Genomic DNA, 20761 nt, shown 5'->3' with positions numbered 1-20761 from the left:
GTAGAATCGTCGCCTTTCCGTACAACCCCGTGGAGTGATGGCATGGCCGACGTAAACAAGGTCGTTCTCGCGTATTCCGGCGGCCTGGACACTTCGGTGATCCTCAAGTGGCTGCAGGATACTTATAACTGTGAAGTGGTGACCTTCACCGCTGACCTGGGTCAGGGTGAAGAGGTCGAGCCTGCACGTGCCAAGGCGCAAGCCATGGGCGTGAAAGAGATCTACATTGACGACCTGCGCGAAGAGTTCGTCCGCGATTTCGTTTTCCCGATGTTTCGCGCCAACACTGTCTACGAAGGTGAGTACCTGCTGGGTACCTCCATCGCACGTCCGCTGATCGCCAAGCGCCTGATCGAGATCGCCAACGAAACGGGCGCCGACGCCATTTCTCACGGCGCCACCGGCAAGGGCAACGACCAGGTCCGTTTCGAACTGGGTGCCTACGCACTCAAGCCAGGCGTTAAAGTCATTGCGCCGTGGCGGGAATGGGACCTGCTGTCCCGTGAAAAGCTGATGGATTACGCTGAAAAGCACGCCATCCCGATCGAGCGCCACGGCAAGAAGAAGTCGCCGTACTCAATGGACGCCAACCTGTTGCACATCTCCTATGAAGGCGGCGTGCTGGAAGACACCTGGACCGAGCACGAAGAAGACATGTGGAAATGGACCGTCTCCCCGGAGAACGCTCCAGACAAGGCGCAGTACCTGGAACTGACTTACCGCAACGGCGACATCGTTGCGCTGGACGGCGTTGAAATGACCCCGGCCACCGTACTGGCGACCCTGAACCGGATCGGTGGCCAGCATGGTATCGGCCGTCTCGACATCGTCGAGAACCGTTACGTGGGCATGAAGTCCCGTGGCTGCTACGAAACCCCAGGTGGCACCATCATGCTGCGCGCCCACCGCGCCATCGAATCCATCACCCTGGACCGCGAAGTCGCTCACCTCAAAGACGAGCTGATGCCCAAGTACGCCAGCCTGATCTATACCGGTTACTGGTGGAGCCCTGAGCGTCTGATGCTGCAACAGATGATCGACGCCTCCCAGGCTCATGTGAACGGTGTTGTGCGCCTGAAGCTGTACAAGGGCAACGTGATCGTCACCGGCCGCAAGTCCGATGAGTCGCTGTTCGACTCCAACATCGCCACCTTCGAAGAAGACGGCGGGGCCTACAATCAGGCGGACGCGGCAGGCTTCATCAAGTTGAACGCACTGCGCATGCGCATTGCTGCCAACAAGGGCCGCTCGTTGTTCTGAACCGTGCGCCTGTCGTGAAAAATGGCCCCTTATGCAAGGGGCCATTTTTTTTGCCTGGATTTTAGATGTCGCACTGTTTATTAGCGTTTAGCGTGTGTTTAAGGTTTTTTCGTAACTTGCGCAATTATTTACCGGTTTATCTTTTTTTAAGGCTGAATCATTTTTTACATCTGGGGAGGAACTATGTCTGACAGAAAATTCACTCATGTAGTTGCAATGGAGATGTGAGTTGTTGAATTTTCTGTAGGAATTGCGGAAGTGTTGAAATATGTTAAATGGAACTAATGCGGACGGTTTTTCCGGGTCGGTTTGCGGGCGTCATTGCGACAAGCAAGGGGCATTTCCTGAAAGTCTTGTGCGGCACGTTTACCTTCAGGGGCTCATGCCCCAGACATTTCACTCAAAATATGTGCGCGCCGGGAAAGGTCTGAAAGCAACCATAAAGCTACATGCATCTAAGTTGGCGAATTTTTGTAGGTTAATTCCTATCTTCTTGTGGGTTGGGTCTCTGCCTGCTCTTGCTCGGGGTGGAATGCTATGCCAACTAGTAATCGACTAGGCTATTGTGTTTGCTCTAAATAATTCGAACAGCGAAATTGGACTTTCTCATGAATAAAGTGCTGATCGTGGATGATCATCCCGTCATTCGTCTTGCTGTGCGCATGCTAATGGAGCGTCATGGTTATGAGGTCGTTGCCGAGACCGATAACGGTGTCGATGCGTTGCAACTTGCACGGGAACATATGCCGGATATTGTGATACTGGATATCGGAATCCCCAAGCTCGACGGCTTGGAAGTTATTTGTCGGCTGGCTTCGACCAAGCAAGCCGTCTCGTTCAAGGTGCTGGTGCTGACGTCCCAGGCTCCCGGCCATTTTTCCATGCGCTGCATGCAGGCGGGTGCCGCCGGCTATGTGTGCAAGCAGCAGGATCTGACAGAGTTGCTCAGTGCCATCAAGGCGGTGCTTTCCGGCTATAGCTATTTCCCGAACCAGGCGCTCAACTCAGTGCGGTCAACGATGGGCAATGCCAGTGAAGCCGACATGGTCGAACGCTTATCGGGGCGGGAGATGATGGTGCTGCAGCAACTGGCCCGTGGCAAAACCAACAAGGAGATTGCCGATGGCATGTTCCTCAGCAACAAAACCGTCAGTACCTACAAGACGCGCTTGCTGCTCAAGCTCAATGCCAGGTCCCTCGTGGACTTGATCGAACTGGCCCAGCGCAACGGCCTGGTCTAGGAGGATATTGCATCTCTTGAATACCCGTGTAACCGGCAGAAAAAAGCCTCCGTCAGGGAGGCTTCCGGCCGCCAACGGCTCGATCAGAGATCGAAGTCGTAATCGGCCAGCTGTTTTTGCAAGCGTCGCTCTTCCAGAAGATTGTCGATAGTGCGGCGTTTGCTTAAATTGGTCTTGGCCACCTCTGCCACAGGTGCCTCTACCACATCGTCATCCGACTCAACGAGGTCGTCTTCCACTTCCAGTTGTTCGTTGCCAGCGCTCATAAGGTCAACTCCAGGCTAAGACTGCCGTTGGGGCTCCTTATAGCGATAATCCGCGAACGGGTAAAAAAGATTTTTTCAATCGCCTGATCACAAAAAGCAATGATCGCTCAATCGTCGGAGGTCTTGTCCTTGTATTCGCACAAGTCTTCGATACGGCAGCTGCCGCAGCGCGGCTTGCGGGCCTGGCAAACGTAGCGTCCGTGCAGGATCAGCCAATGGTGGGAGTCGAGCAAATAGGGCTTGGGCACGAACTTCATCAATTGCTTTTCCACCTCAACCACATTCTTGCCCCGTGCAATGCCGGTTCGGTTGCTGACGCGGAAAATGTGCGTGTCCACCGCCATGGTCAACTGCCGAAACGCCGTATTGAGCACCACGTTCGCCGTTTTGCGGCCCACGCCTGGCAAGGCTTCGAGGGCTTCGCGGGTTTGTGGCACCTCACCCCCATGCAGCTCCAACAACAGGCGGCACGTTTCGATCACATTCTTGGCCTTGCTGTTATACAGGCCGATGGTTTTGATGTATTCGGACAAGCCTTCCACACCCAGGGCGTAAATCGCGGCGGGTGTATTGGCCACGGGGTACAACTTCGCCGTGGCCTTGTTAACGCCTACGTCTGTGGATTGAGCCGATAGGATCACCGCAATCAGTAATTCGAACGGTGAGGAGTAGGCCAGTTCGGTTTTCGGTTCCGGATTGTCTTCGTGAAACCTGCGGAAGATTTCCAGGCGTTTTGCGGCATTCATAGGGACAGGCGTTTCCTTGCAGGCGGTCGGCGTGATGTTAGCAATACACAGCGCACTGGGTCAGCCGTTGGCCTCGGCATCTTGCAGCGTTTGCTCGGCGGCATTCAATGCGGCTTTCAAGGTTGCCAATTGATGCTCGTCGGCATGGTGATCCTGAGCCTTTTTCAACGCTGCACGGCGCATGGCCAGCTGGATTTTTGCGCGCTTGAACTCGGCGCTTTTAGTGGTCGTCTTTGGTGGCTGCGGTGAGCTGTTGGCCTCCAGTGCGGCAAGCGCCTGCTCGGATGCCTCGAACTGCCGCTGCAGCATAATCAATTGCGACTGTTGCTCAAAGGTCGGCGGATGCCCAAACGCTTTCAAGGATTTGTGCAACTGAGCGCGACTCATGGCGACGCTGCTTTTGGCCTGCTTGATCGCAGCGTCCTGAGCGGCCTGAGTGTTATCAACCGGTGCCACCTCCATCGGCGCTGTGCGCTTGGCTCGTGCCAGGCGTTCGGCGAGCTTGTAGGCTTCTTCACGTTGCAGGCGGGCGTTACGTTGCTCGAAGCGCCGCCGCGCCCGGTTGCGTTTGAGGTCGCGTACACGCCGTTCATCATCGTTGCTGGCCAAGTCACCGACGATAGGCAGAACGTCAGCAAGTGGGCGCATCTCGATACAGTCGACAGGGCAAGGCGCAACGCACAGGTCGCAACCGGTGCACTCGTCGACAATCACGGTGTGCATCAACTTGGCGGCACCCACAATGGCGTCCACCGGGCAGGCCTGGATGCATTTGGTACAGCCGATGCATTCGGCCTCGCGGATATAGGCGACTTGCGCAGGCGCATCTCCACGGCTGGTGTCCAGCTCCAGTACCGGCAGGCGCAGCAGTTGCGCGAGCCCGGCAATGGTTTCCAGCCCACCGGGCGGGCACTTGTTGATGGCTTCGCCTTTAGCGATGCCTTCTGCGTAGGGCTTGCAGCCCGGGTGCCCGCACTTGCCGCATTGAGTCTGCGGCAGCAGCGCGTCGATACGTTGAATGAGGTTCATGCTGTGATCATAGCGTTGATGCCCGGTCCAGGGAGGAGGGCAAGCTGAGAAGCCCCGCTGTAGCAACAGCGGGGCATTTTGCAGAGGTTACTTGATGCGTTGACCCGGCTTGGCACCGCTGTCCGGGCTCAGCAGGTAGATTTCTTCGCCGCCAGGGCCCGCAGCCATCACCATGCCTTCGGAAATGCCAAACTTCATTTTTCGTGGCTTGAGGTTGGCGATCATCATGGTCAGGCGACCATCGAGCTTGGACGGGTCCGGGTAAGCGCTCTTGATGCCGGAGAACACGTTGCGCTGTTCGTCACCGATATCCAGCGTCAGGCGCAGCAGCTTGTCGGCGCCTTCCACGGCCTCGGCCTTGATGATCAGCGCCACGCGCAGGTCCACGGCGGCAAAGGCGTCGAAATCGATTTCCGGGGAAATCGGGTCCTTGACCAGCTCGCCATTGCCCGCCGGCGCGGATTGGCCGGTATCGGTCTGGCTGGCCACCAGGTCTTCTTTCGAAGCATCGGTCATGGCCTGGACTTTCACCGGGTCAATCCGGGTCATCAAGGGCTTGAACGCGTTCAACTGATGATTACCGAGCAAGGTGGTGTGATCGTTCCAGCTCAACGGCGCCACGTTGAGGAACGCCTCGGCATCGGCGGCCAGCAATGGCAGCACCGGCTTGAGGAAGATCACCAACTGACGGAACAGGTTGACCCCGGTGGCGCAGATCGCCTGAACCTCCGCTTCCTTGCCTTCCTGCTTGTTCAGCGACCATGGCGCCTTGTCGGCGATCCAGGCGTTGGCGCGGTCGGCCAGGCCCATGATCTCGCGCATGGCGCGGGCAAAGTCGCGGGCTTCATAAGCGTCGGCGATGCTCGGCGCGGCGGCCAGGAACGCGTCGGTCAGTTCCGGTGCGGCGTTCTCGGCTACCAGTACACCGGCGTTGCCCTTGTGGATGAACCCGGCGCAACGGCTGGCGATGTTGACGACTTTACCTACAAGGTCCGAGTTGACCTTCTGTACGAAGTCTTCCAGGTTCAGGTCCAGGTCGTCCACTCCACGGCCCAGCTTGGATGCGTAGTAATAGCGCAGGTATTCCGGCGACAGATGGTCCAGGTAGGTGCGCGCCTTGATAAAGGTGCCACGGGACTTGGACATTTTCTGGCCGTTGACCGTCAGGTAGCCGTGCACGGCGATGCCGGTCGGCTTGCGGTAGCCCGAGCCTTCAAGCATTGCCGGCCAGAACAGCGCGTGGAAGTTGACGATGTCCTTGCCGATGAAGTGGTACAGCTCGGCGGTGGAGTCCTTGCCCCAGAATGCGTCGAAGTCCAACTGCGGGGTGCGGTCGCACAGATTCTTGAAGCTGGCCATGTAGCCGATCGGCGCGTCCAGCCATACATAGAAATACTTGCCTGGCTCGCCCGGAATCTCGAAGCCGAAGTACGGCGCGTCGCGGGAGATATCCCACTGCTGCAGGCCACTGTCGAGCCATTCGGAGAGTTTGTTGGCCACGGCGTCCTGCAAGGTGCCGCTGCGCGTCCAGGTTTGCAGCATTTGCTGGAAATCCGGGAGCTTGAAGAAGAAGTGCTGCGAGTCCTTGAGCACCGGCGTGGCGCCGGAGATCGCTGACTTGGGATCCTTCAAGTCGGTCGGTGCGTAGGTCGCACCACATTTTTCGCAGTTGTCGCCGTACTGGTCTTCGGTGCCGCATTTCGGGCAGGTGCCCTTGATGAAACGGTCGGCCAGGAACATTTTCTTTTCCGGGTCGAAATACTGGGTCACCGAACGTTGGTCGATGTGCCCGGCTTCCTTCAACCGCAGGTAGATCTGGCTCGACAGCTCGCGGTTTTCGTCGGAGTGGGTCGAGTGGAAATTGTCGAAGTCCACCAGGAACTCGGCAAAGTCGGCGCTGTGTTCAGCCTGCACATTGGCGATCAGCTGTTCCGGGGTGATGCCTTCCTTTTCGGCGCGCAACATGATGGCCGAACCGTGGGCGTCGTCCGCGCAGACATAAATGCATTGATTGCCGCGATGCTTCTGGAAGCGCACCCACATATCGGTCTGGATGTACTCAAGCATATGGCCAAGATGGATCGAACCATTGGCATAGGGCAGGGCGCTGGTGACGAGGATCTTGCGTGGCTCGGACATGGGGCTCGGCTACTTGATGAAACGGAGGTCGGCCACTATAAAGCGCCGGGAAATTTATTTCACCCCGTGACGCTGTTTCAGAATCTTCCGTACTTTCGAAAGCATGCCGTTCGGCGGCTGGAACGGTTAGGATAGCCGCCTGTTTCAGTCAGTCTTTTTTTCGGGAGTAGCCCATGAGCGCCGTCAATCGCGCAGCGGTGGAAGCCGTTCTTCGCCAGTACACCGACCCCTATTTGAACCAGGACCCGGTCAGTGCCGGCTGTGTACGTGCCATCGAGGTCCAGGGCGACCAGGTGTCGGTGCAGTTGCAACTGGGTTATGCCGCGGGATTGTTCAAAAGCGGTTGGGCGCAGATGCTGCAAATGGCTATCGAGGGCCTCGACGGTGTGGGTTCGGCCAAGGTCGACATCCAATGCGTGATCACGCCGCACAAGGCCCAGGCGCAGATCCCTGGCCTGGCCAACGTCAAGAACGTGGTGGCGGTGGCGTCCGGCAAGGGCGGCGTGGGTAAATCGACCACGGCGGCCAACCTGGCCTTGGCCCTGGCCCGGGAAGGTGCGCGCGTGGGCATTCTGGATGCCGACATCTATGGGCCGAGCCAGGGCGTGATGTTCGGCATCGCCGAAGGCACACGGCCGAAGGTCAAGGATCAGAAATGGTTTGTACCGATCGAGTCGCTGGGTGTGGAAGTGATGTCCATGGCGTTTCTCACCGACGACAACACGCCGATGGTCTGGCGCGGGCCAATGGTCTCCGGTGCGTTGCTGCAACTGGTCACACAAACAGCTTGGGGCGACCTCGACTACCTGGTGATCGACATGCCGCCAGGCACCGGCGACATCCAGTTGACCCTTGCGCAGAAAGTCCCGGTGGCCGGTGCAGTGATTGTCACCACGCCTCAGGACCTGGCGCTGCTGGACGCCAGGAAAGGTGTGGAGATGTTCCGCAAGGTCAACATCCCGGTGCTGGGCGTTGTGGAAAACATGGCGGTGCACATCTGTTCCAACTGCGGGCATGCCGAGCATCTGTTCGGTGAGGGCGGGGGGGCGAAGCTCGCTACGCAGTATGGCGTTGAACTGCTGGCATCGCTGCCATTGGCGATGGAGATTCGCGAGCAGGCCGATGGTGGCAAACCTACCGTCGCGGCAGAGGCCGATGGGCAGATCGCGATGATCTATCAGGAATTGGCCCGTCACGTCGGTGCGCGGATTGTTTTGCAGGAAGCGACGGCGCCGGCAATGCCGACCATTACCGTGAGCGACGATTGATTAGGCTTTAACGGTTACGCGAAAAGCCTGACGATCCGTGGTGCTCTCAGGTTTTTCGCGAGCGAGCTCGCTCCTACAGGTGGGGCGCCAATAGGGCTTGTTGCTACTTTGCGCAATGCACGTGTAAGCATTCGCTTACTTTTTCGTAAGTGTTTGGTTTTTTTAGCGGTTGCGTACGTCTTGAATCGACGAAGCTATTATCTATCTTTTTGAAAAATAACGATTATTTTCATGCTGGCGAGCGGCAAAGTTTGTCAGCCCGCCGTGGGGATCGCGTTGAACTTCCCTTGGAACGCTCTAACATCAGCCCTGTGTCCACGGATTGGCACAGCCATCAAGGAACGATGGTTTGAAGGAACGTCGCAGGATGCGATTCATCAGGATGATGAAAAGGAATACAGGGACTAGGGAAAAAATGTGGGCGGGTCATACCGCCCCTTTTTTTGCCTGTAGAAAAGTGAACCCAGGCACCCGAACGCAAAAAAGGCCCTCAAGGGCCTTTTTTGTTGGGCAGTGGCGCTTTAGCGCTCTAGTTGCTCAATCTTGTTGGGCTTGCCATCCCATTCGGCGGCGTCCGGCATCGGATCTTTGCGCTCAGTGATGTTTGGCCAGATGTCTGCCAACTCGACGTTCAACTGAATGAATTGCTCCATGCCCGCAGGCACTTCGTCCTCGGAGAAAATCGCGACGGCCGGGCATTCTGGTTCACACAGGGCGCAGTCGATGCACTCATCCGGGTGGATAACCAGGAAATTCGGGCCTTCGTAGAAGCAGTCCACCGGACAGACTTCTACGCAGTCGGTGTACTTGCACTTGATGCAGTTGTCGGTGACGACGAAGGTCATTTCTAATTTTCTCCTCAGGCGGCGGCAGCGAAACCCCTTGTGGCGGGGTTCGCGAGGTTTGAGAGCGATAGTCTGCGGACCAGGCTAAAAGCCCGCAGCATCCCAAACCGCGCGAGATTCTATCAGCTTGCAAGCGTCTGCGTTATATCCGAGTCTTCAGTGCATATAACATTTCGAGCGCTTTACGCGGCGTCAAGTCATCCAAGTCAAGCTTTGCCAACTCATCCAGCACCGGATGGGGCAGGCTGGCGAACATATCGCTCTGATGCGGCGCGGCAGGTTTCTTGCTGGCCTTGGCCGGGCTGGCGACCACCGTTTCATGGGGCAGGGCCGTGGTTTCCAGGCGGCTGAGGTGTTCACGGGCGCGAGTAATCACCTCGCACGGCACACCGGCCAACTGCGCCACGGCCAGGCCGTAGCTCTGGCTCGCCGGCCCTGGCAGCACATGGTGCAGGAACACGATGCGCTCGTTGTGCTCGGTGGCATTGAGATGCACGTTGGCCACCAGCGGCTCGCTTTCCGGCAACACCGTCAGCTCGAAGTAGTGCGTGGCGAACAGCGTGTACGCACGCAAATGCGCCAAGCGTTCGGCCGCGGCCCAAGCCAGGGACAGGCCGTCGAAGGTGCTGGTACCGCGACCTACTTCGTCCATCAGCACTAGGCTGCGTTCGGTGGCGTTGTGCAGAATGTTGGCGGTTTCGCTCATTTCCACCATAAAGGTCGAACGGCCACCGGCCAGGTCATCGCTGGAGCCGATCCGCGTGAAAATGCGGTCCACCAGCGACAATTCGCAACTGGCTGCGGGTACGAAGCTGCCGATATGCGCCAACAGCACGATCAACGCGGTCTGGCGCATGTAGGTGGATTTACCACCCATGTTCGGACCGGTGATTACCAACATGCGGGTATCGTCGTCCAGCGACAGGTCATTGGCAACGAACGGCGTGGTCAGCACCTGCTCTACCACCGGGTGACGGCCTTGCACGATGCGCATGCACGGTTCGCTGACAAACCGTGGGCAGTTGAGGTCCAGGTTCAGCGCCCGTTCGGCGAGGTTGCTCAACACATCCAGCTCCGCCAGGGCGGCGGCGGTGTCTTGCAACGGCGCCAGGCGGCTGATCAGGTCCTCGAGCAAGGCTTCGTACAGCATCTTTTCCCGCGCCAGGGCGCGGCTTTTGGCCGACAGCGCCTTGTCTTCGAACTCTTTGAGCTCTGGGGTGATAAAACGCTCGGCGCCTTTGAGGGTCTGGCGACGTTGATAGTCGATAGGCGCCGACTCCGCCTGCTTGCTCGGCAACTCGATAAAGTAGCCATGCACGCGGTTGTAGCCGACTTTCAGGTTAGCCAGGCCGGTACGGGCTTTTTCGCGGGCTTCCAGGTCGATCAGGAACTGCCCGGCGTTTTCGCTCAGGGATTGCAGCTCATCCAGCTCACTGTCGTAGCCGGTTTTCAACACACCGCCGTCACGAATGATTGCCGGCGGGTTGTCGATGATGGCCTTTTCCAGCAGTGCCGCGAGGTCCGGGTACGTGCCGGCAGTCACTGCCAGCTGTTGCAGGTGCGGCGTGTCCAGCTCGGTCATCGCCACTTGCAACTGCGGCAGGGCGCTCAAGGCATCACGCAGGCGCGCCAGGTCACGGGGCCGTGCATTGCGCAAACCGATCCGTGCCAGGATACGTTCGATATCGCCGATTTCTTTCAGTTGCGGCTGCAATTTTTCAAAGCGGTAGCCGTCCAGCAGGCAGGTAATAGACGTCTGACGCGCTTGCAGCACGGTCAAGTCCCGCAGCGGACGGTTCAGCCAACGGGTCAGCAAACGGCTGCCCATGGCGGTCTGGCAACGGTCTACCACCGATTGCAGGGTGTTATCGCGGCCACCGGCCAGGTTGGTGTCCAGTTCCAGGTTGCGACGGCTGGCGCCATCAAGCACCACGGTATCGTCCAGACGCTCATGGCGCAGGCTGCGCAAGTGCGGCAGGGCGGTACGCTGGGTTTCCTTGGCGTAGCTGAGCAGGCAGCCGGCAGCGCCGATAGCCAGGGTCAGGGTTTCGCAACCAAAGCCTTTAAGGTCCTGCACCGAGAACTGCTGGCACAGACTTTTCAGTGCCGAATCACGTTCAAAATCCCACGGTGCACGACGTTTGGTTCCCCGACGCTTCTCGGCGGGCAAGTCCTTGGGCCAATCATCCGGGATCAACAACTCCACCGGATTGATACGCTCCAGCTCCGCCAGCAGGTTTTCCCAACCCTTGATCTCCAGCACGCTGAAGTTGCCACTGGTGATATCCAGCACCGACAGGCCGAACAGACGCTCATCGCCCAATACCGCAGCGATCAGGTTGTCGCGACGCTCATCCAGCAACGCCTCATCACTCACCGTGCCTGGGGTGATGATGCGCACCACCTGGCGTTCCACCGGCCCTTTGCTGGTGGCCGGGTCACCGATCTGCTCACAGATCACCACCGACTCGCCCAGCTTGACCAGCTTGACCAAGTAGCCTTCCAACGAGTGATAAGGAATCCCACACATCGGAATCGACTGCCCCGCCGACTGCCCGCGCGCGGTCAGGGTAATGTCCAGCAGCTTGGCGGCCTTCTTCGCGTCTTCGTAGAAGATCTCGTAGAAGTCGCCCATGCGATAGAACATCAACTGATCAGGGTGCTGGTTTTTCAGGCGCCAGTACTGCTGCATCATCGGGGTGTGGGAGGACAGGTCTGAAGTGTTTTTACTCATTGGGTAGTAGGCAAATTCGTTGAAAGTGATGGGGCAAAGGGGGCGCTTGGCCCAGCATTTTTTGCGATGGCGGCAAGGTTAACACGCGAGGTCGGGGGTTCGCAGGTCGCAAACGGATAGGTAAAAAGCAAAAGCGGTGCCGCCCCGATATCCACCACTAAAGGAGCGGCGCCGCCACAGGTTAGCGGTTGCCCGCCTTTTCTATTTTCGCGGCTTACTGGGTATTAACCGGCGAATCCAACACCTTCACCCCATCATCAACCACCGCCTTGACCATTTCCTGCAAGTCATGCGAAGCCCAGGCGTAACGGTCCGTCTCCTTGGTCATCGCCGCATCTTCTACGAGCAGCTTGGCGACGTGGAGAAGATTGGAGGTGGGGTGCAAGGCGTTTTGCAAGGAGACACCGCTGTTAATGCGTGAACCTGCTCTGGTTTTTCATAAAGCCGTGTTTATGAAGAATTGTTTAAGTTGCGCTCGCAGGTCGTGCCTTCGCGAGATCCTTCCTGGGGCGAGCGTTTTTGAGCGGGTGAATATAATTTCGAATAATCAGGGTTTTAGAAAAAACATCCGCACTAAAAAGAATCGTTGATGTGATTTTTATTAGCTTCCTATCATTTTTTTCTGGCTCTCTATTCCAAAAAGGTCTTTTGTCGAAAAATTCGGAGCATGTTTTATTGCTCACAGATGTAACAAATTGTTTCATTTTTTTTGCCGTTTTTCGGTATCGACAAGGGGGCTTTCTGTCGGCGAACAGGTGAGTTCCGTTCGTTGCGACGCAGTGGGTTAAGCCTGGGACATTGATGATTTTGCGTGTGTCTGTTCGGCGCACTGCAAACAAGGGATTTGACAATTATCGAGGCTTGAACCCATGAATCATGTGATCAACTCCATACTGGAAAATGCATCAACTCGCCCCTCAATCGGCCATACCAACCCCGCGCTACTGCATGACGTCCTATGGCGAGCCCTGGAGCACGCACTCAAGGCCAACACGGATGATGCTTCCCACACCCCGCATGCCCGTGCCTGTCTCAGGATCTATGCTGAAATCGATACGCTGTCGTATCTGGACAAGGGTGATTCGAAATTGGCCGCAGCTCTGGGCAAGGCGTTCTTCGAATCGCGCTCCAGCAAAGACGTCGAGGCATTCTGGAAGTTGTTACTGATCAAGCAACTGCTGTTCGAATTGTCGGTCAGGGGTGTGGCGACCCAGATTGCTTCGCAAGCCAGTCTGCCTCGTCAGTTGCTCACGCTCGATCCGCAGTTGATTGCAGCGCCTGCGGGCGTGAATATCAGCCTGGGAGTGCTGTGCAAAGAAACCGATCAGCTCAAGCATTCCGTTGTGCTGGTCTTGCAGAAACTGGCACAGCACGTCGAGGATCGTGGCCTGAAAAAGCCTCAAGTCACTGCGCAGCTTCTGCTGGAGTTGTACAACGCCGTGTGGTCGGGCAGTAATGGCACCGATATCGAGTCACAGATTTTTTACGCCGACAGTGTGTATGACGCGTTGCCCGACGTGCATCACGCCCTGGGCCTGGCGCCGCAGGAAAAATGGCTGACTTTGTTCACCTGGTTATACGGCGACAAGGATGGCCGCCCCTATGACACCAACCAGCACACCGAAACCCTGGTGGTGGCGCTGGAAACGGCGCTGCGCAATCGCTACATCGCTGATATCGACAGTCTGATCAAGGACGGCGGCGCACGGCATCGCCTTGAAGAGATTCGTGCTCGCGTGGGCAAGGATCATCCCGAGCATTTCAAGCGTCCCGCCGAACTGATCGACGCACTGAGCAGCATCCGTTTTACCCAGCCCGCCGCCATCGACCGTCTGCTGCTGCGGGTGCATGCGTTTGGCTTTCACTATCTGGATATCGAGTTTCGTGAAAACGCCGAGATGTTCAGCTGCGTGGTCAATGAGATCCTTTCCAGCCAGTGGCTGGAAACCATCGGCCTGGGCCAGGGCCGGCACTATCACGAGCTGGATGAGCGTGCGCGTCAGGCCGCCCTTGAGGTCGCGCTGGAGGGCGGGGCGGCCCGGACGCCCGCTGCCCTGTGGCAGGAGTATTTGCAACGCACCACGCCGATTTACACCCGGAAAGTCGAGCAATATGCCGGCCAGGATTACATTGCGCTGATGGAGCAGGATGCGAGCTATATCCGCATGCACGATGCGCGCAACGCGGTGGAACGGTTTGAAATGATTGACCGTTATCGCGACCGGATGAAAATCCACGGGATCGCCGAGTACACCTCGGCCCTCAGCGCGCTGGAGGTGCTGTTCCTGATGAAAGCGGCCCAGGTACGGGACGGGATTGACATCGCTCTGCAACCTGAAGACCTGGCAGGTGCCGAGCGCACGGTGGCCACGGTGCATGAGGTGTACGAAAACCCGGTGTACCGCCAGCACCTGGCAACGCGCGGCAACCGCCAATACATCACGTTTGGCCCCAGCGACACGGGCAAGCAAGGTGGCAAGGCCATGCACAAGCTGAACATGGCGATTGCCAACCAGCACAAGTTGATCGCGGCCCGTTATGGCATCGAGGTGGTCGTCCACGTCATCATGGGCGGGGAACACGCACGGTGTAATGGGGTGATCGCCGAGACCTTGCAGGAGTTCGACGCGCTGGAGGGCCCGGAAACCCGCTTCATGCTGGCCGGCTGCGCGGAGATGCGCGCTCATCTGCTGACCCGCAACCAGTCCGTCAACTTTCTCAGCCAGTTGTACCGTATGCACGCCGAGCCCAAGCCGCAGCCGTCCGAGGAGGTCATTGCCGGCAGGGTTCAACGTTGGGGGGGCGTGGTGCGCCGCTACCAGGCGACGTTCTTCGAGCATCCGGCGCTGCCTTCCCTGCTGCGGGACCTGGCGCGATTCGATGTGGTCAGGGCCACCGCCAAAGGCACCCGGCCGCCTTCTCGTATCTTCAACATCAAGGTGTTCGAGTCGCGTCCCGATGCCATTCGTGCGATTCCCTGGACCCGCGCCTTGCTGGCCGGTGGATTGCACAGCGAACTGATCGGCGTCGGGCAGTTTGCGCAAGAGCCGGCAACTTGCTTGTCCAAGGCCTTCAACGAGGATGAGAGCTTTCACACCTACGTCAAAGGCATGGCCTACGCCATTGCGCGAACCGACCTCAAATGCGCCTGGCTGACCCTGACCGGCAGCATCCCGGAAAAGGCCCACATCCAGAGGCTGGCGCAAGCCTTGAAGGCCGAAGCCGTCGGTACCGCCGAACAGCTGCTGGCCAGCCTGCACCTGGAAGTGATTGAAGGTAAGCGCTTCGTGTACAAAGCCACCAACGGCACCGAGCCGGCGGATCCATGGAAAATCAAGGAAGGCAGCTTGCTCAACCTCTGGCCCAGCCTCAGGGCCGAGGTCTATCTCAAGGAAAAGAACTTGCGAATCTATCGCTTGTTTCTGCTCTACGCCAAAAGCAATCCCGCGTTCATCCAGTCGTCATCGCTGAATGATTTCTACAGCGGGTTCCTCGCGGCCGTGAGTACCGATGCAGGTTTGGTCGATCCCGCAAGCGCCCACCATTTCACCTGGTGATTAACCCCGATGCCCAGGGCAACCTGGGTATCGGCAGGCGCTACCCTCCAAGAGGATCAACTGTATGGCATTTACCACCTTGATACTGGATGCCCCCGGGCCGCCGTTACTGTTTGAGGAAGTCGATCGCTTTCTTGAACTGGGCCTGGGCGTCACCCTCAACCTGCATTATTTCGCGGACAAAGAGTGCATCCGGCAGCACTACGGCACGCGCATTCACTATGCCGAGATCAACTGCCATGACGAGCCTGGCTTTATTGCCGCCGTGAGTCAGGCCGGGGGTTACAGCGTGTTCAAGACGCGCCTGAACATCCCGTTGGGCGCTGGCCTGATCCGCGCTGCCACCTCGCCGGCGTTGGCCACGCCACTGCGCGCCATTGCCCAGGCTGGCACAGGGATCAATCATATTGATCGGCTGGCGTGCGAGCAGTGTGGCGTGGCGATCCTCAACACTCCGGGCTCCAACGCGACCGCTGTTGCCGAATACGTCGTGGCCCAGGCGCTGTTTCTGTCGCGCGACCTGGATGACTACAACGCTGAAACGCACAACGGCCATTGGGCAAAAGGCTCCTTGGCACCTGCCTGCGAATACGCCGAACTGACGCTTGGGCTGGTGGGCACCGGCAGCATTGCCCGGCAGGTGGCGCGCAAGGCTGCGGCGCTGGGCATCAAGGTGATCGCCACCGGATCCGAACGTTTTACCGAACCGGTGGCGCACAGCCTTGGGCTTGAACGGCGGGCAGGTCTTGAACAGTTACTGGCCGAGGCGAACATCGTCTCGATCCACGTACCGCTCACCCCGCAGACCCGAGGCTTGTTCGGCACCGCTGAGTTCCAGCAGATGCGCCAGGGATCAATCCTCATCAATACCGCGCGCGGCGGGATCGTCGACGAACACCGGTTGGCCGCTTTCATGCGCCAGTTTCCCAGGCATATCAAAGCCGTCGCCATCGATACCTTTGCCCTTGAAAAAGACCGCTTCGACTCGCCATTGACCGCTATTGCCAATGCGCAATTGACGCCGCACATCGCTGGCAATACCACCACGGCAATCCGGACGGCGTCACGCCAGATCGTCGACAAGATCCACGCATTCAGTGCCGACGCCACCGCGCGTTAACCCACAGGACACAAGGAAGGCCACATCATGCAAACCTCTATTGTTACCCGCCTCGACGCCCTGAGTTGTACCGACCTCAGCGATGCGATGGACCGCCTGAAAATCGTTTGCCAGTGCACCGACATCATGCCTCTGGACCGGTCGTTCAACCTCACAGGCAAAGCCTGGACCCTGCGCTACGGCCCTATTGGCCTGGACGGCGGCTCGGTGGGTGACTACATCGACGACCTTGAGGCTGGCCAGGTGGTAGTGATCGACAACCAGGCGCGGCTCGACACCACCGTGTGGGGCGATTTACTGACCTCTACCGCCGCCCGTAAGCAGTTGGCCGGGACGGTGATTGACGGTATCTGCCGCGATGTCGACCGTGCGTTGGAGCTTAACTACCCGATCTTTTCCCGGGGGAACTGGATGCGCACTGGCAAGGATCGCGTGCGTGTCGAAGCGATCCAGGCGCCCGTTACGCTGGGTGGCGTGCGGGTACAACCCGATGATTGGTTGCGCGGCGACGCTGACGGCCTGGTGGTGATTCCGGCCGGCTCACTGAGCGAAGTGCTGGAGGTGGCCGAAGAAATCCACCAGGCCGAAGAACATATTCGTGCGGCTATCGAGGCGGGCGTTCCTTTACACAAAGCTCGCGCCGATTACGGCTACCACGCCTTGCAGACTCCGCGCCGCTGACTGGCCGACGACAGAAGCCGCCGCGGGTGCGGCTTCAGTTGATGCTGGTCGGGGTGGTCAATAGCACCGACCCGGTTAAGCGGGACCGGGTCTTGCGCAATACAGACGTGACGGAAATCCGAGGTGTTGGCCGCAAGATGAAACTCCACCTCGGTGCGATTTTTGCAGCCGGTCGCTGCTGGATAGCTCGGCAAAAACTAAAAAAACCGATCAGTGCCTTGAAGATGATTAACTGACTTTTGCGTGCTCACACCTCAATGCCGGATAGAGAGAAGTCAGGGTATGAGTACGACCAGACTATTTGGATTTACGCCCACTAGCCGGAAACAACCCTCTGATCACCCCAAGAAACGCCGCAAACAAGTTGATTGAAGTCGCCGTAGTGATGGCTATCAACACATTGTCCGAGAACGGCGCGTTACCCGAGTAATACGTCGACCAGCCATTCCACACCAGCAGGACCCCCCAGAAGATCACCCCGCACGCAGCGAACCAAAACGCACGCCCCGCATATTTCTTGCGCAGTTGCCTTTCAGCCTTCTGGTCTTTGAGGTTCTGGCTTCTTTCATCGTCGGTGCCTATGGCTTGCTCGCCACCGGCTTGGGTGTCCTGGTCAGGCCCTGCCACGGGGGGCAAGGTGAGTTCCAGGTTGTCGAGTTCTTCACTCACGGATGCGGCTCTTTGGGTGAATGAGTGTGGCCATGTCTTCCCAGTCGATGGCCGAACCGTCGGCGCCCTTGAGGGCCCAGGCTGTGCCGTCCTCGTGGGAGAGGTTGGACAGTTGGGTGCCAGACCACTTGCCGTATTTGTTGATGATCCGGTCAATCAAACGATGGGTGTAGGTATCGCTCTCAGGCACTCTCGGTGTCACGAAGACAATGTCTTCAGCGTCGGGCTTCAGGTTGCTGAGCAACGCGGTCACCGGGCGATTACCGTAGGATTTCAACTCATGGTAAAGCGACGGAATGACCGGGCCATATTGCCAGCGGGCGAAGTGATCATCCATGAGGGGCTGATCCCGTTCGCGCAAATGCCAGGACTGCGTATAAAACAGCAGTTTTTGCAGCTTCATGGGCGTCAGGCCCGAAAGCTTGCCTTCCTTCGCACGTTCAATGAAGGCGTTAGCGACAGCTAGCGCTGAATAAGCCATGAGCACCTCCGTCGTTGCTGGCTACGTTGTCAAAGAGTTTTATACATAGGCCTTGAGTTGTCGACATGCAAGGTGTTGATCGGCAGCAATACCAAGCTGTCGAAATAATAGAGTGTCGATAACTGGTTGTATATACAGTATTCTGATTCGAATTAAGTGAGGTCCGGATGTTTAATGCATAAATATGCAAATTAGCATTTGCCAACCCCCCAAACTCCCGTCACTATCCGCGCTATGCAAAAACGCAACGTTTCTATCGTCTTAAGAGAGCTGCTGGACCGCGACCGGATCTCCCCCACGGAGCTTCACCGACGCACTGGCGTGCCTCAATCCACACTGTCCCGGATCCTCAGCGGCAAGATCGTTGATCCGTCGGATAAACACATCTCCCGTATCGCCGAGTATTTTCGCGTGAGCACTGATTACCTGCGCGGGCGCGCAGCAGTGGGCGCTTTGCGCGATGACGGGCGCGACCCGATGCATTCGGAACTCAAGGACATAAGCCTGTGGGACGACGACACCCCCGTCAATGATGACGAGGTGTCGATCCCCTTTCTGCGCGAGGTTGAATTGGCTGCTGGATCAGGAAGATTCGTCATCGAGGAAAGCGAAAAGGCCAGCCTGCGGTTCGGCAAGCGCAGCTTGCGGCATAACGGTGTGCAGTTCGACCAGGCCAAGTGCGTGACGGTGCGCGGCAACAGCATGTTGCCGGTGTTACGAGACGGCGCCACGGTGGGGGTCAATGCCGGCAAGAGCGGCATTGGCGATATCGTCGATGGTGACCTGTATGCCATCAATCACAACGGCCAGTTGCGGGTTAAACAGCTCTACCGCCTGCCGTCCGGTATCCGCCTGCGCAGCTTCAATCGTGATGAACACCCCGATGAGGACTACAGCTTCCAGGATATCCAGGACGAGCAGATCAGCATCCTCGGTCATGTTTTCTGGTGGGGTATGTACGCCCGCTAACTCCCACTCGTAAGAAGAAACCCGCCCATGTGCGGGTTTTTTTTCGCCCGCAGAAAACCGGCAAACCCCAAGCCAGTAGGCCTTCTAATGCATATGCGCATTTCCGCAGCAAAAATAAATGCATTTGTGCATTGACTGTATATGCATACATGCATATTCTTCATCTCAAGCCAGCCAACAAGGCCTGGTGGAGGCGGCAAGGATGCTGCCAAGGAAGACAAGGAAGACAAGGAAGGCACGCAACATCGGCAAGGACGCCATCGAAGCGATGGCAGGGATGCCAGGCAACACCGGCAAGGATGCCGACGCTCTTTAGTTTCAACGCTTCAACAACAGGCAGCGATGAACCGGCCTTAACGGTTCAGAGGGTTGGCAACTGACCCGGGTGTGCAGCGTAAAGCACCAAAAGCAGTTATCCGGCAGACAGGGATCGTGGTCGGAAAAACATCGAGGAAAGGACCGTACCGCGCCAGTAGCGCCGAAAGTCCGAGGACATCATTACTGAAAAGCCCGGGCGACCGGGCTTTTTGGAATGCCTACCTACTCAAGCATTTGTAAATGAAATACGGACTATCTATTGCTCAGCCAGGAGGCGTGACATGACAAATGAACAGCAAGCGTTAGCGGAAATGCCTATCTGGCTGGTGATCGTATTGGCAGTGATCGGCGGCGTATCCGGCGAGATGTGGCGGGCCGACAAGGAGGGCGCCCGCGGTTGGTCACTGATCCGCCGTCTGGCCCTGCGTTCCGGGGCGTGCATGGTTTGCGGGGTTTCCGCCCTGATGCTGTGCTACGCCGCCGGAATGTCGATCTGGACCGCCGGCGCCATTGGTTGCCTGACCGCCATGGCCGGTGCCGACGTGGCCATCGGTCTTTATGAACGGTGGGCAGCCAAGCGCATCGGGATCAACCAAGGCTCCCGCCAGGACCCGCAGTAATTGTTGCAAGGACGCTACTTAAAATGACGCTTATCGAAAAGCCATCCCAACTGCCCCAGGCCATCGGCGCGGTGCTGCACGCGGCCTTCCCCGACATCAAGGTCGGTAGCCACCAGGACTTTAAGGGCGACGCCGAAAAAACCGGTGTGCAGGTCACGGTCGAAGGCAATGGCCCGGGCATTCGCTCTCGCGAAGGGCGCAAGGCTCACGTGCTGAGCATTTCACTGAGGGCCATGGTCGCCCCCGGTGCATTGCCGTTCGATGCCTGCGACCTGGCCAGCCAACTCATGGACCTGGTGTTGGATAACCGTTGGAACCTGCCCCAGACACAGTGCGATTTGCCGGCGAATATCGTCGCCGCTCCCGCTGCGCGCACTTCCGTGGAAACGGACTACGACACCTGGACGGTTTCCTTCACGCAAACCCTTTATCTGGGGCCGGTGTTACTCGACGATCCCACAGGCCAACCGCTATTTGCCTGCACTTGGGACGTCTCCAACATCGACGACCCAACCCAATACCAGCCACTGGCGGAGTAGCCCATGTTCGACGCGCTGTTACGCATGCAATTGGGACCGATCGTCGAACGCCTGGCTGAGATGGAGTGCCAGCTCGAGGACCTCTACCGCCGCGCCGAGAGCTTCTGCCGGATCGGCATCTGCCAGCACGTCGATGCGGCCAGCAACACCTGCAAGGTCAGCCACGGTGACCTGCTCACCCCGGCGATCCGCTTTTTCAACCCCAGCGCCGGCGCGCAAACCGAAACCCGTATCCCCACGGTGGGTGAACAATGCCTGCTGCTCAACTACGGCGGGGGG

General features: G+C 58.1%; 18 protein-coding genes and 1 pseudogene. 10 read left to right on the top strand and 9 right to left on the bottom strand.

Annotated elements, in window-relative coordinates; all coding sequences use genetic code 11:
* Positions 1–42 precede the first annotated feature (42 nt).
* Together BMH52_RS22210 and BMH52_RS22205 are read left to right on the top strand one after the other, a co-directional pair.
* Positions 43–1260: an argininosuccinate synthase gene (locus BMH52_RS22210; RefSeq protein WP_003188984.1), complete on the top strand. Its 1218-nt coding sequence runs from the start codon at positions 43–45 to the stop codon at positions 1258–1260.
* Between the two features lie 608 nt (positions 1261–1868).
* On the top strand, positions 1869–2501 hold the full coding sequence (locus tag BMH52_RS22205) for a response regulator transcription factor (RefSeq protein WP_003188986.1): 633 nt from the start codon (positions 1869–1871) through the stop codon (positions 2499–2501).
* 83 nt (positions 2502–2584) lie between these two features.
* On the opposite strand, the gene BMH52_RS22200 is transcribed toward BMH52_RS22205, so the two are convergent.
* The 4 genes from BMH52_RS22200 to metG form a co-directional block, all read right to left on the bottom strand.
* The gene (locus tag BMH52_RS22200; RefSeq protein ID WP_014717144.1) at positions 2585–2767 is read right to left on the bottom strand and encodes a PA3496 family putative envelope integrity protein; all 183 of its coding nucleotides are present in this window, start codon (positions 2765–2767) and stop codon (positions 2585–2587) included.
* Positions 2768–2874: 107 nt separating this feature from the next.
* Positions 2875–3513 (bottom strand): endonuclease III, encoded by a 639-nt coding sequence (gene nth, locus BMH52_RS22195; protein ID WP_003188989.1) that lies wholly within the window; start codon positions 3511–3513, stop codon positions 2875–2877.
* 60 nt (positions 3514–3573) lie between these two features.
* Positions 3574–4542: an electron transport complex subunit RsxB gene (gene rsxB / locus BMH52_RS22190; RefSeq protein ID WP_073845058.1), complete on the bottom strand. Its 969-nt coding sequence runs from the start codon at positions 4540–4542 to the stop codon at positions 3574–3576.
* 87 nt (positions 4543–4629) lie between these two features.
* Positions 4630–6681 carry a methionine--tRNA ligase gene (gene metG, locus BMH52_RS22185; RefSeq protein ID WP_060767092.1) on the bottom strand — a complete coding sequence of 684 codons (2052 nt, stop codon included), beginning with the start codon at positions 6679–6681 and terminating at the stop codon, positions 4630–4632.
* A gap of 173 nt (positions 6682–6854) precedes the next feature.
* Here metG and apbC point away from each other — a divergent pair, with 173 nt between their 5' ends.
* Positions 6855–7949 (top strand): iron-sulfur cluster carrier protein ApbC, encoded by a 1095-nt coding sequence (apbC, locus tag BMH52_RS22180; protein WP_020301170.1) that lies wholly within the window; start codon positions 6855–6857, stop codon positions 7947–7949.
* Positions 7950–8470: 521 nt separating this feature from the next.
* Here the strand turns inward: apbC and fdxA are convergent.
* The 3 genes and pseudogenes from fdxA to BMH52_RS22160 form a co-directional block, all read right to left on the bottom strand.
* Positions 8471–8794 carry a ferredoxin FdxA gene (gene fdxA, locus BMH52_RS22170; RefSeq protein ID WP_014717148.1) on the bottom strand — a complete coding sequence of 108 codons (324 nt, stop codon included), beginning with the start codon at positions 8792–8794 and terminating at the stop codon, positions 8471–8473.
* A gap of 142 nt (positions 8795–8936) precedes the next feature.
* Positions 8937–11528, bottom strand: a complete 2592-nt coding sequence (gene mutS / locus BMH52_RS22165) for a DNA mismatch repair protein MutS (RefSeq protein ID WP_073845054.1) — start codon at positions 11526–11528, stop codon at positions 8937–8939.
* Positions 11529–11742: 214 nt separating this feature from the next.
* A pseudogene (locus BMH52_RS22160) lies at positions 11743–11946 on the bottom strand (DUF3077 domain-containing protein); the annotation flags it as partial.
* A gap of 451 nt (positions 11947–12397) precedes the next feature.
* Between BMH52_RS22160 and BMH52_RS22155 the strand changes: the two are divergent.
* The 3 genes from BMH52_RS22155 (at position 12398) to BMH52_RS22145 (ending at position 16886) form a co-directional block, all read left to right on the top strand.
* Positions 12398–15085: a phosphoenolpyruvate carboxylase gene (locus BMH52_RS22155; RefSeq protein WP_073845052.1), complete on the top strand. Its 2688-nt coding sequence runs from the start codon at positions 12398–12400 to the stop codon at positions 15083–15085.
* Between the two features lie 64 nt (positions 15086–15149).
* Positions 15150–16205: a D-isomer specific 2-hydroxyacid dehydrogenase family protein gene (locus BMH52_RS22150; protein WP_072434265.1), complete on the top strand. Its 1056-nt coding sequence runs from the start codon at positions 15150–15152 to the stop codon at positions 16203–16205.
* Positions 16206–16232: 27 nt separating this feature from the next.
* Positions 16233–16886 (top strand): RraA family protein, encoded by a 654-nt coding sequence (locus tag BMH52_RS22145; RefSeq protein ID WP_073845049.1) that lies wholly within the window; start codon positions 16233–16235, stop codon positions 16884–16886.
* Positions 16887–17183: 297 nt separating this feature from the next.
* On the opposite strand, the gene BMH52_RS22135 is transcribed toward BMH52_RS22145, so the two are convergent.
* Together BMH52_RS22135 and BMH52_RS22130 are read right to left on the bottom strand one after the other, a co-directional pair.
* A complete protein-coding gene (locus tag BMH52_RS22135; RefSeq protein WP_072434268.1) occupies positions 17184–17555 on the bottom strand; it encodes a hypothetical protein in 372 nt (123 codons plus the stop codon).
* Positions 17548–18036, bottom strand: coding sequence for a Panacea domain-containing protein (locus BMH52_RS22130; protein WP_014717156.1), 489 nt, complete (start codon positions 18034–18036; stop codon positions 17548–17550). Before BMH52_RS22130 ends, BMH52_RS22135 begins: the two co-directional genes overlap by 8 nt.
* Before the next feature lie 225 nt (positions 18037–18261).
* Here BMH52_RS22130 and BMH52_RS22125 point away from each other — a divergent pair, with 225 nt between their 5' ends.
* The 4 genes from BMH52_RS22125 to BMH52_RS22110 form a co-directional block, all read left to right on the top strand.
* Positions 18262–19005, top strand: coding sequence for an XRE family transcriptional regulator (locus BMH52_RS22125; RefSeq protein ID WP_172832690.1), 744 nt, complete (start codon positions 18262–18264; stop codon positions 19003–19005).
* Between the two features lie 599 nt (positions 19006–19604).
* Complete coding sequence (locus BMH52_RS22120) at positions 19605–19943, top strand: phage holin family protein (protein WP_005785384.1); 339 nt, start codon at positions 19605–19607, stop codon at positions 19941–19943.
* A 23-nt stretch (positions 19944–19966) separates the two neighbouring features.
* Positions 19967–20482 (top strand): hypothetical protein, encoded by a 516-nt coding sequence (locus BMH52_RS22115; RefSeq protein WP_014717158.1) that lies wholly within the window; start codon positions 19967–19969, stop codon positions 20480–20482.
* Between the two features lie 3 nt (positions 20483–20485).
* A partial coding sequence (locus BMH52_RS22110) for a phage baseplate assembly protein V (protein WP_177345102.1) occupies positions 20486–20761 on the top strand: 276 nt, incomplete at its 3' end.

The sequence above is a fragment of the Pseudomonas sp. BTN1 genome (assembly GCF_001907715.1).
Lineage (GTDB): Bacteria > Pseudomonadota > Gammaproteobacteria > Pseudomonadales > Pseudomonadaceae > Aquipseudomonas > Aquipseudomonas paracarnis.
Note: the sequence above shows the minus strand (reverse complement) of the source record. Positions and strands in the feature narration are given on the sequence as shown.